Source organism: Malaciobacter halophilus (assembly GCF_002837275.1).
Lineage (GTDB): Bacteria > Campylobacterota > Campylobacteria > Campylobacterales > Arcobacteraceae > Malaciobacter > Malaciobacter halophilus.
Genome location: NZ_NXIF01000054.1, coordinates 18,633 through 30,843, shown reverse-complemented (window position 1 = coordinate 30,843; position 12,211 = coordinate 18,633). Strand labels below are relative to the sequence as shown.

16 protein-coding genes are annotated in these 12,211 nt (G+C 28.1%); 13 read left to right on the top strand and 3 right to left on the bottom strand.

From position 1 onward, the window contains the following. Positions 1 to 69 precede the first annotated feature (69 nt). The 9 genes from glyQ (at position 70) to rimM (ending at position 7,025) form a co-directional block, all read left to right on the top strand. The gene (gene glyQ, locus CP960_RS12545; protein ID WP_101185830.1) at positions 70 to 1,008 is read left to right on the top strand and encodes a glycine--tRNA ligase subunit alpha; all 939 of its coding nucleotides are present in this window, start codon (positions 70 to 72) and stop codon (positions 1,006 to 1,008) included. Between the two features lie 8 nt (positions 1,009 to 1,016). After that, on the top strand, positions 1,017 to 1,781 hold the full coding sequence (locus CP960_RS12540) for a Nif3-like dinuclear metal center hexameric protein (RefSeq protein WP_101185829.1): 765 nt from the start codon (positions 1,017 to 1,019) through the stop codon (positions 1,779 to 1,781). After that, entirely contained in the window at positions 1,774 to 2,493 is a 720-nt protein-coding gene (locus CP960_RS12535; protein ID WP_101185828.1) for a zinc ribbon domain-containing protein, read from the top strand. Before CP960_RS12540 ends, CP960_RS12535 begins: the two co-directional genes overlap by 8 nt. After that, positions 2,493 to 3,641: a lipid IV(A) 3-deoxy-D-manno-octulosonic acid transferase gene (gene waaA, locus CP960_RS12530; RefSeq protein WP_101185827.1), complete on the top strand. Its 1,149-nt coding sequence runs from the start codon at positions 2,493 to 2,495 to the stop codon at positions 3,639 to 3,641. The genes CP960_RS12535 and waaA overlap by 1 nt, the downstream gene beginning before the upstream one ends. Continuing rightward, positions 3,634 to 4,380, top strand: a complete 747-nt coding sequence (locus tag CP960_RS12525; RefSeq protein ID WP_101185826.1) for a pseudouridine synthase family protein — start codon at positions 3,634 to 3,636, stop codon at positions 4,378 to 4,380. Before waaA ends, CP960_RS12525 begins: the two co-directional genes overlap by 8 nt. Before the next feature lie 162 nt (positions 4,381 to 4,542). Further along, positions 4,543 to 5,913, top strand: coding sequence for a signal recognition particle protein (ffh, locus tag CP960_RS12520; RefSeq protein ID WP_101185825.1), 1,371 nt, complete (start codon positions 4,543 to 4,545; stop codon positions 5,911 to 5,913). A gap of 87 nt (positions 5,914 to 6,000) precedes the next feature. Next, positions 6,001 to 6,228 (top strand): 30S ribosomal protein S16, encoded by a 228-nt coding sequence (gene rpsP / locus CP960_RS12515; protein ID WP_101185824.1) that lies wholly within the window; start codon positions 6,001 to 6,003, stop codon positions 6,226 to 6,228. Between the two features lie 17 nt (positions 6,229 to 6,245). Further along, on the top strand, positions 6,246 to 6,488 hold the full coding sequence (locus tag CP960_RS12510) for a KH domain-containing protein (protein WP_101185823.1): 243 nt from the start codon (positions 6,246 to 6,248) through the stop codon (positions 6,486 to 6,488). Positions 6,489 to 6,491: 3 nt separating this feature from the next. Then, the gene (gene rimM, locus CP960_RS12505) at positions 6,492 to 7,025 is read left to right on the top strand and encodes a ribosome maturation factor RimM (protein ID WP_101185822.1); all 534 of its coding nucleotides are present in this window, start codon (positions 6,492 to 6,494) and stop codon (positions 7,023 to 7,025) included. A gap of 7 nt (positions 7,026 to 7,032) precedes the next feature. Here rimM and CP960_RS12500 read toward each other — a convergent pair whose 3' ends face one another. From CP960_RS12500 to flgG, 3 genes are read right to left on the bottom strand one after another with little or no spacing between them, the layout of a single operon-like run. Then, complete coding sequence (locus CP960_RS12500; RefSeq protein ID WP_101185821.1) at positions 7,033 to 8,139, bottom strand: hypothetical protein; 1,107 nt, start codon at positions 8,137 to 8,139, stop codon at positions 7,033 to 7,035. A gap of 3 nt (positions 8,140 to 8,142) precedes the next feature. Next, entirely contained in the window at positions 8,143 to 8,577 is a 435-nt protein-coding gene (locus tag CP960_RS12495; protein ID WP_101185820.1) for a hypothetical protein, read from the bottom strand. A gap of 24 nt (positions 8,578 to 8,601) precedes the next feature. Then, positions 8,602 to 9,390 (bottom strand): flagellar basal-body rod protein FlgG, encoded by a 789-nt coding sequence (gene flgG / locus CP960_RS12490; protein WP_101185819.1) that lies wholly within the window; start codon positions 9,388 to 9,390, stop codon positions 8,602 to 8,604. Positions 9,391 to 9,543: 153 nt separating this feature from the next. On the opposite strand from flgG, the gene CP960_RS12485 reads away from it, so the two are divergent. Genes CP960_RS12485 through flgB form a run of 4 tightly spaced genes read left to right on the top strand, consistent with a single transcriptional unit; the run spans position 9,544 to position 12,209 of the window. Then, complete coding sequence (locus CP960_RS12485; RefSeq protein WP_101185818.1) at positions 9,544 to 9,915, top strand: response regulator; 372 nt, start codon at positions 9,544 to 9,546, stop codon at positions 9,913 to 9,915. A gap of 39 nt (positions 9,916 to 9,954) precedes the next feature. Beyond that, positions 9,955 to 11,079: a hypothetical protein gene (locus CP960_RS12480; protein WP_101185817.1), complete on the top strand. Its 1,125-nt coding sequence runs from the start codon at positions 9,955 to 9,957 to the stop codon at positions 11,077 to 11,079. A gap of 9 nt (positions 11,080 to 11,088) precedes the next feature. Continuing rightward, the gene (locus tag CP960_RS12475; protein ID WP_101185816.1) at positions 11,089 to 11,808 is read left to right on the top strand and encodes a flagellar hook-basal body protein; all 720 of its coding nucleotides are present in this window, start codon (positions 11,089 to 11,091) and stop codon (positions 11,806 to 11,808) included. Further along, positions 11,805 to 12,209, top strand: coding sequence for a flagellar basal body rod protein FlgB (flgB, locus tag CP960_RS12470; RefSeq protein ID WP_101185815.1), 405 nt, complete (start codon positions 11,805 to 11,807; stop codon positions 12,207 to 12,209). The genes CP960_RS12475 and flgB overlap by 4 nt, the downstream gene beginning before the upstream one ends. Positions 12,210 to 12,211 lie beyond the last annotated feature (2 nt).

Sequence of the window (12,211 nt, the reverse complement as noted above, 5' to 3'; positions counted from 1 at the left end):
ATTAAAATAGTAAACATAATTAAAATGGATTATGACTAATAAATTACAAGGATTAGGATTTAGATAAAGATGACTACTTTTTCACAAATATTGTTAAAATTACAAGAATTCTGGGCAAATCAAGGTTGTAATATTGTTCAACCTTATGATATTCCAGCTGGTGCAGGTACATTTCATCCTGCAACATTATTAAGGAGTTTAGACTCAACTGCATGGAGTACAGCTTATGTAGCTCCAAGTAGAAGACCTACTGATGGTAGATATGCGGAAAATCCAAATAGATTAGGTTCTTATTATCAATTTCAAGTATTAATAAAACCAAGTCCTGAGAATATTCAAGATTTATATTTACAATCACTAGAATACTTAGGATTAGATACATCAAAACATGATATTAGATTTGTAGAAGATAACTGGGAATCACCAACATTAGGAGCTTGGGGACTTGGTTGGGAAGTATGGTTAGATGGTATGGAAGTTACTCAATTTACATATTTCCAACAAGTTGGAGGCTTAGCTTGTGACCCTGTTGCAGTAGAGATTACTTATGGAACAGAAAGACTTGCAATGTATTTGCAAGGAGTTGATTCAGTATTTGATATTGTATGGAATGAGAATAGTTTAGGAGTTACAACTTATGCTGATGTTCATAAAGAAGCAGAGTATGAGTTTTCAAAATATAATTTCGAAGTAGCAAATACATCTATGTTATTTAAACACTTTGATGATGCTTTTAATGAGTGCAAATCTTGCCTTGATGCAGGACTTCCTTTACCTGCATATGACCAATGTATGTTGGCTTCTCATGCTTTTAATACACTTGATGCAAGAAAAGCAATTTCAGTTACTGAAAGACAAAATTATATTTTAAAAGTAAGAGAATTAGCACAAGGATGTGCTGTTTTATATAAAGAGCAAGAGGTTCAAAGATTAAAAAAAGTTGATACACAAGCAGCAAAAGATGCTTTAAATAATCTAAAAAAAAGTAATCCAGAGCTTTTTGTTTAGGATTTGTTTTGATAGTAAGAGATATTTATAATATATTAGATGAAGTTTCACCTTTTTGCTTACAAGAGAAGTGGGATAACTCAGGTTTATTAGTTGGAAGCTTTGAAGATGAAGTAAAAAGAGTATATGTAAGTATTGACATGGATGAAGAGTTTTTAATGAGTGTAGAACAGAACTCTTTAATTATTACTCATCATCCATTAATTTTTGCACCTTTAAAAAGAATAAATTATGATAACTACTGCACAAAGTTATTAAAAATATTGATTCAAAAAAATATTTCACTTATATCAATGCATACAAATATTGATAAAACTCATTTGAATATGTATGTAGCAAAAGAGGTTTTAAAATTAGATGTAATTGAAAAAGAAGATATAAATGATTTTATTATCTATGCAAATGTAAATAAAAATTTTGACGAGTTTGCAAAAGAGATTACTTCAAAATTAAAAATAGATTATACAAATGTTGTTAAGTGTAGTGATAAAGTAGAAAAAGTAGCAATAGTAACAGGTGCTGGTATGTCTTTACTTAGTGAAGTTAAAGCTGATTGTTTCTTAACAGGTGATATAAAATATCATGATGCAATGGATGCAAAAAGTAGAAATATTTCACTAATTGACATAAGACATTATGAAAGTGAAAAGTATTTTAGTACCCTTTTAGTGGGAATATTAGAAAAAAATTTGAAAAAAAATGAATTAAAAGCTATAATATCAGCTTCGAAAAATCCATTTAAGTTTTGTATACAAGGAGAAACAGTTGAATAAATATTTAGAGGATCTAGTTAAATTATCAAAATTTGATACACAAATTAGTATGTTTGAACCTCAAATCGAGAATGAAAAAGCAAAGTTAGCAACTTTTGTTGAAACAGCAGAAGCAATAAAAGTTTCAATTAATGATACATATGCACAAATTGATGATGTAAAATCAAAAAGAACTAAAAATAATATCCACTTAGCAGAATTAAAAACTAAATTAGATGATATTTCAAAAAAGCATAATGAGATACAAAATGAAAAAGAGTTAAAAGCTTTACAATTAGAAGAAGAGATTACAAAAGAGCAAATTGCATTTGCAAATGAAGAGATTGAAAGACTTGATGAAATTACTGAAGAGAAAGAGTCTCAGTTAAAAGAGTATCAAGAAAAATTGGCTCAAGAAGAAGAATCAATAAAAGATGTACAAGTTGCAGTTGATAATCAAATAGAAGAGATTAATAAACAAAGAAATGTAATTTATCAAGAAAGAAGTGAATTGTTAGAGAAGTTTGATAATAAAATTTTAACTTTCTATGAAAAAATTAAAAGATGGGCAAAAGATACTGCTGTTGTTCCTGTTAAAAAACAAGCTTGTTATGGATGTTATATGAAAATAAATGACAAAACTTATGCAGAGGTTATTAAATCAGAAGAGATTATTAATTGTCCTCACTGTGGAAGAATCCTTTATAAAGAAGATGAAACTGTAGAGGCTTAATCTTGAGCCTCTTCTCTTTTTTTTATTATGTATTAGCAATTATAATTTATATAATTGCTATGCCACTACTGCTTATTAAACTTAGAAATAAAAAATATAAAGATGCAATACCTGCAAAATTTTTTCTAAAAAATAATCCACGTTTTAAAAATGAAAATAGAATTTGGTTTCACACTTGTTCTATGGGTGAAACAAAAGCTATTAAGCCTTTAATTGATGAGTTTAAAGATTGTAATTTATCAGTTATAACAAATACTGGATATGAAGAGGCAATAAGCTATAAAAGACAAACACGATACCTTCCTTATGAAATATTTTTGCCTTTTTGGATAAATAGACAAAAAGCACTTGTAGTAATGGAAGCGGAACTTTGGTATATGCTTTTTTTATTTGCTAAAAGAAAAGGAGCAAAAACATATCTAATTAATGCAAGAATTTCTGATAAGTCGTACAATTCATATAAAAAAATGAGTTGGTTTTATAAATATATATTTAAAAATATTGATAAAATATTTGCGCAAAGTGAAGTTGATAAACAAAGATTGTTGCAATTGGGTGCAAAAAATATAGAAGTCATTGGAAATATTAAACTTGCCCAATTGCCAAAAATTACAAAAGAGTTTAAAAAACCAAATGGTACTATTATTACAGCAGGTAGTAGTCATGAAGGTGAAGAAGAGTTAATCTTAAATTCATATAATAAAAAGCAAGGTAAACTTATAATTGTTCCAAGACACCCTGAAAGGTTTGATAAGGTTTATGATTTAATAAAATCTTATTGTAATAAAAACAGTTTAACTTGTCATAGATTTTCTCAAAGAGAGGATTTTGAAGCTGATATTGTATTAGTTGATAAAATGGGAGAATTAAATAATATTTATGCAATTTCAGATGTTGTGATATTATGTGGTGCTTTTGAAAAAATTGGTGGACATAATCCTGTTGAACCAGCATATTTTGGCTGTAAAATAATAAGTGGGGAAAACATATTTAATCAAAAATCACTATTTGAGTGTATAGAAAATTATTATATAATAAAAAATGAAGAATTAGAAAAATATTTAAATGATATTGATAATTTAAAAAGACCAGTATTAGCAAAAGCTGGTTCTATAAAGCCAATACTTAAGGAATTAAAAAATGTATGAGAAGGCGTATAAACTTTTAGCAAAGCAAGAAAAAATCTCTAACTCAAAAGCAAAAGAGTTAATAGATAGAGGTTTAGTTCGAGCAGGTGGTAGAAAAGTTGTTATTGCAAGAGGTGAGCTAAAAGCAAATACAAAATTTGTTGTTAAAAAGCTTGCAAATGTAAAAGTAATATTTGAAGATGAAGATATATTAGCAGTTGACAAACCTGCTTATATGACAACAGATGAAGTTGCTAATAAATATAATGATTACTTTTTATTAAATAGACTTGATAAAGAGACAAGTGGTGTTATGCTTTTTGCTAAAAATGAAGAGTTCCAAAAAAAAGCAATCAAAGAGTTTAAACAAAATAGAGTTTATAAAGAGTATGTTGCAGTAGTTGAAGGTAAAGTTATAGAAGAAGTAACTATTGATTTGCCTATTTTAACTATTAAAAATAGAGGTATAGCTAAATCTAAAATTGATTTAAGTAAAGGGAAAATTGCAACTACAACTGTATATCCTATGCTTGTTGAAGGGAATAAATCAAAAATAAAAGTAGTTATTGATACAGGTAGAACGCATCAAATTAGAGTACATTTAAATCATTTAGGTTTCCCTATTATTGGTGATTCAATATATGGAATTACTAATCCAAATGTAAATAGAGTATTGCTTCACTCAAAAGTAACAAAAATTTTTGATTACTGTTTTGAATCAAAAGAACCAAAAGAGTTCAAAGTATTTGATTTTAATTAAAAATTAAGTTTTCTTGAAAAAGGGAATGCCCATAATATGGGTATTTTCTCTCACTTTAAAAACTTCTAAAAATTAAATTTAACTTAAATGTAGCATCTTTTAAACTATATTAAAGTAAATAAACAATATAATCCACAAAATTTAAAATAGTTGGAGATGATTTTGTTTGATTCAATAACAGGTTCGATAAGAAACTCAATAAATAAAATAAGACATAAAGATGATGCAGCAGCTTTAAAAAAAGCAATTACAGAGCTAAAAAAGTCACTATTAAAAGCAGACGTACATCATAAGACATCAAAAGAGTTAATAACTGAAGTTGAATTAGAAACAAAAAGAAATGGTATAGGACAAGACTCTTTTGTAAATGCTTTAAAGCAGGAGTTAAACAAAATATTATCTACTGAAGGTAATCAAGGTTTTGTATTCTCAAATACACCTCCAACAACTATATTAATGACTGGACTTCAAGGTTCTGGTAAAACTACAACAACAGGTAAACTTGCTAGTTATTTAAAAACAAGAAAGAAAAAAGTATTAGTTGCTGCTTGTGATTTACAAAGATTAGCAGCTGTTGAGCAATTAAAACAGATTGCACAACAAGTTGAAGTTGATATATATTTTGATGATAATGAAAAGAATCCAGTAGTAATTGCAAAAAATGCACAAGAGAAAGCTAAAAAAGAGCTATATGATGTGCTTTTAATAGATACAGCTGGACGTTTAGCAATAGATGAAGAGTTAATGAATCAATTAGCAGATGTAAAAAGTGCAGTTAATCCAGATGAAATATTTTATGTAGCAGATTCTTTAACTGGTCATGATGCTACTAAAACAGCAATTACTTTTAAAGAAAAAATTGGAATTGATGGAGTTGTATTATCTAAATATGATGGAGATACAAAAGGTGGGGTTGCATTATCTATTGCACATCAAGTTGGAGTTCCTTTAAGATTTATTGGTACAGGTGAGAAAATGCCTGATTTAGAGGTGTTTATTCCTGATAGAATTGTTTCAAGACTTTTAGGTCTTGGGGATATAGAAGGACTTGCTGAAAAAACATCAGCTGTAATTGATGAGAAAAAAGCAAAAGAAGTTACAAAAAAGATTAAAAAAGGTGAATTTAATTTTAATGACTTCTTAGAGCAATTAGCAATGATGAGTAAGTTAGGTTCTATGAAATCAATTATTGGAATGATACCAGGTCTTTCACAAATGGCAGGACCAATAAAAGATATGGATTTTGAAAACTCTGATGAAATAAAAAGAATAAAAGCTATGATAAGCTCAATGACTCCAAAAGAGAGAGAGCAACCAAGTTTAATTAATCCAAGTAGAAAAAGAAGAATTGCAAAAGGTTCAGGTTTAACTGATGTTCAAGTAAATAAAATACTTAAGCAATTTAAAAATGCCTCAAAAATGGCAAAAAAACTATCTTCAAAAGGTGGCATGAAAGGCTTATCAAATATGTTAAGTCAAATGCAAGGTCCAGGAGGACAGATGCCTGGTGGAATGCCTAAGATTCCAAGATAGATTATAAACTATATAGTATTGAGTTGTGAACTTAATCGTATTTGAGTTTAGAATTCAATACTATAAATAAATTAAAAGGAAAAATATATGACAGCAATTAGATTAACAAGAATGGGAAGAAACAAAAAACCATTTTATAGAATCGTTGTAACTGACTCAAGAAAAAGAAGAGATTCAGGATGGATTGAATCAATTGGTTATTATAACCCAGTATCAGAACCAAAAGTTTTAAAACTTGATGAAGAGAGATATAACTATTGGTTAAGTGTTGGTGCAAGACCAAGTGAAAAAGTTAAAAAATTAGCTTCAAAATAATTATATAGCTTTCTATTATGATAGTAAATTTTATAGAAAACTATGCCAAGCTTATAGTTAGTAAGCCTGATGATGTGACTGTTTGCGAAGAGAAAATTGATGATACATTTACAGAAGTTACTATCTACGCTGATAGTGCAGATATAGGTAAGCTAATTGGTAAAAATGGAAACATGATTAATGCGCTTAAAGTTATGGCAAATGGTTGTAAAGCTAAAGACGGTGTATCTTATAAGATACAAGTATTAGCAAATGATTAAAATATGTCTAAAGATAAAATTTACGTAGCAAAATTAGGGAAAACAGTAGGTTTACAAGGAGATTTAAAAATCTTTATAGACTCTGATTTTCCTAATCAGTTTAAAAAAGGTGCTACATATACTACAAATAAAAATCTTTTATTAAAAGTAAAATCTTTTAATAGTTCAAGACAAACAATTAAGTTTGAAGAGTTTGAAGATATTGAACTTGCAAAAAAACTAACAAATCAACTACTATTTACGACACAAGAAAATACAAAACAAAATTGTCAATTAGAAGCAAATGAACACTTTTGGTTTGATATTATTGATTGTGAAATTATAGAAGAGGATAAAAAGTTAGGTAAGGTAGTTGAAATCCATAGATACCCAATTACTGACTATTTAGAGATACAAACAGATGAGATATTAGTTAAAGAAGGTTTTGTAAAAAGTTTTCTAATTCCTTATACTCCTGAAGTTTATATTTTAAAAGTAGATACTAAAAATAAAGTAATTGAAACTAAATTAGCTTTTGATATATTAGAAAACTCATAAAAGTTTTCTAATAGTTACATCTTTTATTAAACTCTTCTTTTGTTAAGTCTACTAACATAGCTTTGTTAAATCCATTGGTTAAGAACTTGTCTAAAAGATTTTTTCTTGCACTTGGCATTTCATATGGACCTACATAAATCTCAATATTGTTTTTATTGTCTCTACAAAGTAAAATATTTCTATCAATTCTTTCAATTTTTTCTAAATACTCTTTTGTAAGATTGCCTTTAATAACTGATACATTTATTAGTGGCAGAAAGCTTTTTGAAGTATTTGTAGCATGATTCATAGTTACTACTTCTTCATTTGGTATAGAAGGTATTTTTTCTTCTATAATAGGCTCTTGTATTGCATTGTTATTATTTTGAACTAATTGTTGTAGCTCTTCTTTTTTTCTTTCAACTTCTGCTAAAAGTTGGTCTTTCATTTTTAAAAGCTCTTCTTTTTGAGAAACTAATTCATTTTTTCTATCTTCAAGAAGCTGTTTTTGTGCTTTTAACTCTTCTTTTAATTTCTCAATCTCTTCTAATCTTTTCTTCTCTTCCTCTTCTTTTTTCTTTTTCTCTTCTAAAGCCTTTTTTCTAGCTTCCTCTTCTGCTCTTTTTGTTTCTAAGCTTGGGTCGTATTTAGTAAGTCTATCAAACTTTTCATTTAATTTTTGAGAGTCAATATCTCTTGATTTAAAATCAAATTTCTTTTCAACTTTCTTTTCAACTTTCTTTTCAACTTTTGGTTCTGGTTTCTTTTCATCAAAAAATCCACTAAAATATAAAATTAAGCCAAGTGATAAGATTACAAGCAAAATAGCAGCAACAGCAGTTAAGATTTTTTGCATTTTAGTCTGTTTTTTTTGTACTGAATAATTGTCTAATTCATCTTCTTCTAAAGCATATTCACTTATATCTTTTTCTTCATTTTGAGCTATTTGTTCATCATTCTCTTTTAATTCATCTACTGATTCTAAACTTTCACTAATTGGCTCAATTTGAACATCATCTTTGTCATCATTTTCAAGGGATAAGTTGTCATTTGTTAAATTTGAATCTTCAACATCAAGTTTAATTTCATCAACAATTTCATTTGAATTATTTTCAGGATTTATTTTTTCTGCCATATTTTACTCTTTTTCTTTTTGTTGTTTTCTTCTTTCTCTTTGCTTCTGTAAGATTTTATCTTTATTTTTTTGATAATATCTTCTTCTATACTCTCTTAGTTCTTCTTTTTTCTCTTCTCTATACTCTTTATCGTATTGCAATCTTTTATCTTTATTTTCTAAATAGTACTCTCTTTTTTTATTTTTGTACTCTTTTATTTTTGCAATAATTCTATCTTTTCTATCATCAACATGCTGTTTTTGTTGTTTGATAATATCTTTAATTCTATTATCAAAATCAAAACCACTTAAATGTGATTCATAGTCAAAGATTTCTCTTTTCTTAGGTTTTCGTTCAAGCTTTTTTTCAAGTTTACTTTTTAAATAGTATTCTCTTTTTTTCTTTTTATGGGCTAAAAAATTTTTTTCTCTAAGCTCTTTTAATTCTTTTAAATCCATAATAGTTTAGCGTTACCTACTTACCTATCTTTTCAATCTATTTACAATATCTAACATTTCATCTGTTGTTGTTATTGCTTTAGAGTTGGCTTCATAAGCACGTTGTGCTGTAATTAAATCAACCATTTCATTTACAAGTTTAACATTTGATAGCTCAATCATACCTTGTCTAAGGTTACCAAACTGGTTTTCTGTAGGATTTCCTTCTAAAGCTGCACCTGAAGCTTCTGTTTCTTTAAATAGTGATTCCCCAATTGGAGCTAGACCTGCAGGATTAATAAAATCTGACATAGTAATTTGCCCTAAAGTAACAATTGTTTCTGTTGCTTTATCTGTTGCAGTTACTAATCCATCTTTTCCTATTGTAAGTTTTATAACATTATCAGGTATTACAATTTCAGGGTCTAATCGGTAACCATTTGCATTTACAATAGCTCCTTCATCATTTACTTTAAAAGCTCCACTTCTTGTATATGCAGTCTCTCCATCAGGCATAGTAATTCTAAAAAAACCATTACCTTCAATAGCTATATCTAGTGGATTTCCTGTTGCTTTTAAATCACCTTGTAGAAAACTTTTTTGTACACCAGAAACTCTAACTCCCATTCCTACATCGATTCCAGTAGGATTTCTTGTAGTTTCAGAAGTTTGTCCAGCAGTGTAGTTTAACGTTTCATACATTAAGTCTTGAAATTCGGCTCTATCTTTTTTAAAACCTAATGTATTTACATTGGCAATATTATTTGATGTTACATCAATTTGACTTTGCTGGGAATTCATTCCAGTTGCAGCAGTATATAAGCCTCTAATCATAAAAAATCCTTTTTTGCAGATAATATTAAATTATATTTAAAGAATTTTTAAAGTTAGATAAAATTTTCTTAAAATATTAAGTGTAAATTTAAAACAAATTAAATATAATAGTTAACAATTTTTTGAAAATAAAATGTTTTAAAGGCTTGAATAATGAAAATTTTAATAGTTGATGATAGTTCTACGATGAGAAGGATTATTGGTAATGTTGTTATGCAGTTAGGCTTTTCAAAAGAAGATTTCAACGAAGCTGAAGATGGTTTAAAAGCTTGGAAACTTCTTTCTGAATCGCAATATGATATAATTTTAACTGACTGGAACATGCCAAATATGAATGGACTAGAACTAGTAAAAAAGATAAGATCAGAAGGTAATCATCAAAAAACTCCAATTATTATGATTACGACAGAGGGTGGTAAATCTGAAGTTATTACAGCTTTAAAAGCTGGAGTTAATAACTATATTGTTAAACCATTTAGTGCAGATATTTTAAAAGAGAAACTTGATGGAGTGTTAAAAAACTAATTTTAGTTTTTATGACTTAAATATAAAAAGGTTTAAATTATGAGTATGAGTCAAGAAGAAATAGAATCACTTATGAACGGGCTAGATTTAGATGAAAATGAGAATTCTGAAGAAGTAAAAGTAGAAGAGAGCGCTGCTGATGAACCTACAGAGTCTTATGATAGTAATGAGCCTATATCAAATGATGATATTGATAAACTATTAGCTGAAGCAGATGATGCAGTAGATACTAACGATAAAACATCTGAGCAAAGTGAACCTCCAAGTGATGATGAATTAGATGATATTTTAGCAAATATTGATGATGTTGAAGATAGTGATACAACTGCTAGTGATGAAGATATTGATGAGCTTTTAAAAGGAATTGATGGAGTAAGTGATGATACTTCTGACTCATCTTCTGAAGACTCTTTTGAAGAAAAAGAGGATTCTTTAGACCAAAAACAATCTTCACAAGAGAATGAAGCTATATCTAATGAAGATAATTTTGATGATATATTAGCAGGTATTGATGGAATTACTGATAATGAACCAGTAAAACAAGAAAAGCCTGTAGTTGAAGATAAAACTGAAAAGGTGGAAGAAAAAAGCCATGACCCTGAAGAACATATTGTGAGTAAAATAGATGAAGGAATTTTTCCTTTACCAGCAGAAAAAGATACGAAAGTTGTAAATCAATTAAGTCAAGTTGCAAATGACTCTGAAGAAAAAGCATCTAAAATCTTTGATGTGTTAAGTTATGTTCTTGATGATAATAATGATGTACAAAAGTCTTTAAAAAATACAGATGAGTTTTTAAATAAGCAAACAGCACTTTTAGAATCTTTAAATAAAAAATTTCCAAATATCTCAATTTTTGATGAGCAGTTAAAAGAAGCTGCAAAAATAAAAGAGGGTTTAGCTTCTATAAATGGTAAATTAGATGCTGAAAATATGCAAATATTTGAAGCAATGGAATTAATGCAATTTCATGATATTAATAGACAAAAAATAGAAAGAGTTATGGCAGTAATTAGAAAACTTTCTATATATTTAAATAATCTATTTGAAGATGAAGGTAGTCATCAAGAGATTGCTGTTGCAAGACATATACATGGTGATAGCACAGCAGATGTTTTAGATGATGCTGATTTAGAGTCTTTAATCTCAGAATTTGGAAACTAAGGAGAGCTAATGAATCAAGGTACATATCCTTTAGCAGCAGCGATGGTTAATCAACTAAATAGAGTTGATATGATATCAAATAATCTTGCTAATGCAAATACAACAGGATTTAAACAAGAAGGTATGACTGAAGGTTCATTTAATCACTACTTGCAAAGAGCAGAACAAGAAGGTTTTGCTCCAACAAAAGTTAATACTATTACAAATACTGTTCCGAAACTAAATGGAAAATATATAAATGAAGAAGTAGGACCAATAGTTGCAACAGGAAATGCTTTAGATTTTGCTTTGAAAGATTCAAATACATTTTTTAAAGTTTTAAATGAGAATGGGCAAGTAGAATATACTAGGGATGGTTCGTTTAAAATATTGGATAATATGCTAGTTGATTCTAAAGGAAGATATATTTTAGATAATAATAATGAGCCAATTCCAACTGAAGATGAGTATATGAACTTAATATCTGTTGTAAGAGTCAATTTTGAAGATTTAGAAAAAGTTGGATATAACAATTATAAGACAAAAGAGGGTGCACAAGTAGAACAACTAGAGCTAAATGATGGACAGATGATACAAGGTTCTTTAGAAAAATCAAATATTAATACTGTTTCAACAATGGTTGCTTTAATTGATGCAAACAGAAGATTTCAACAGACTCAAAAAGGTATAACTACTATTGACGAGTTAAATGCAAAAGTTATTGATAAAATAGGGAATAATACTAGATGAAGCCAAGTAGCGTAACAGATACATTATTTAATCAGCTTAATTTTAGAGGTGATAGACAAAAAATCATTTCAAGTAATATTGCAAATATTAATACTCCTGGATATAAAACAAAAGATTTAGTTTTTGAAAGTGAACTAAAAAAAGCAGGAGAGAGTAAATTAGAAATGTATAAAACTAATCCAATGCATCTATCTTCATCAAATAATATTTCAAATCCTAATCAAAAACATGTTGTTGAAGTTAAAGGATTAGAAGAACAAAATGATGGCAATAATGTAAATTTAGACTCTCAAATGAGTGAGATGTCAAAAAATAAAGTAATTTTTGATGCATTACAATCAGCCATTAAAAAGGATTCGAGACTTTTTAGATCAGTTATTGAATCATCTGCAAAAAATTAATT

Coding starts and splice junctions, on each gene's coding strand:
- rimM (WP_101185822.1), top strand. CDS start 6,492: ATGTCTAAAGATAAAATTTACGTAGCAAAATTAGGGAAAACAGTAGGT.
- CP960_RS12500 (WP_101185821.1), bottom strand. CDS start 8,139: ATGGCAGAAAAAATAAATCCTGAAAATAATTCAAATGAAATTGTTGAT.
- CP960_RS12510 (WP_101185823.1), top strand. CDS start 6,246: ATGATAGTAAATTTTATAGAAAACTATGCCAAGCTTATAGTTAGTAAG.
- CP960_RS12525 (WP_101185826.1), top strand. CDS start 3,634: ATGTATGAGAAGGCGTATAAACTTTTAGCAAAGCAAGAAAAAATCTCT.
- CP960_RS12475 (WP_101185816.1), top strand. CDS start 11,089: ATGAATCAAGGTACATATCCTTTAGCAGCAGCGATGGTTAATCAACTA.
- CP960_RS12495 (WP_101185820.1), bottom strand. CDS start 8,577: ATGGATTTAAAAGAATTAAAAGAGCTTAGAGAAAAAAATTTTTTAGCC.
- CP960_RS12485 (WP_101185818.1), top strand. CDS start 9,544: ATGAAAATTTTAATAGTTGATGATAGTTCTACGATGAGAAGGATTATT.
- CP960_RS12480 (WP_101185817.1), top strand. CDS start 9,955: ATGAGTATGAGTCAAGAAGAAATAGAATCACTTATGAACGGGCTAGAT.
- flgG (WP_101185819.1), bottom strand. CDS start 9,390: ATGATTAGAGGCTTATATACTGCTGCAACTGGAATGAATTCCCAGCAA.
- rpsP (WP_101185824.1), top strand. CDS start 6,001: ATGACAGCAATTAGATTAACAAGAATGGGAAGAAACAAAAAACCATTT.
- flgB (WP_101185815.1), top strand. CDS start 11,805: ATGAAGCCAAGTAGCGTAACAGATACATTATTTAATCAGCTTAATTTT.
- glyQ (WP_101185830.1), top strand. CDS start 70: ATGACTACTTTTTCACAAATATTGTTAAAATTACAAGAATTCTGGGCA.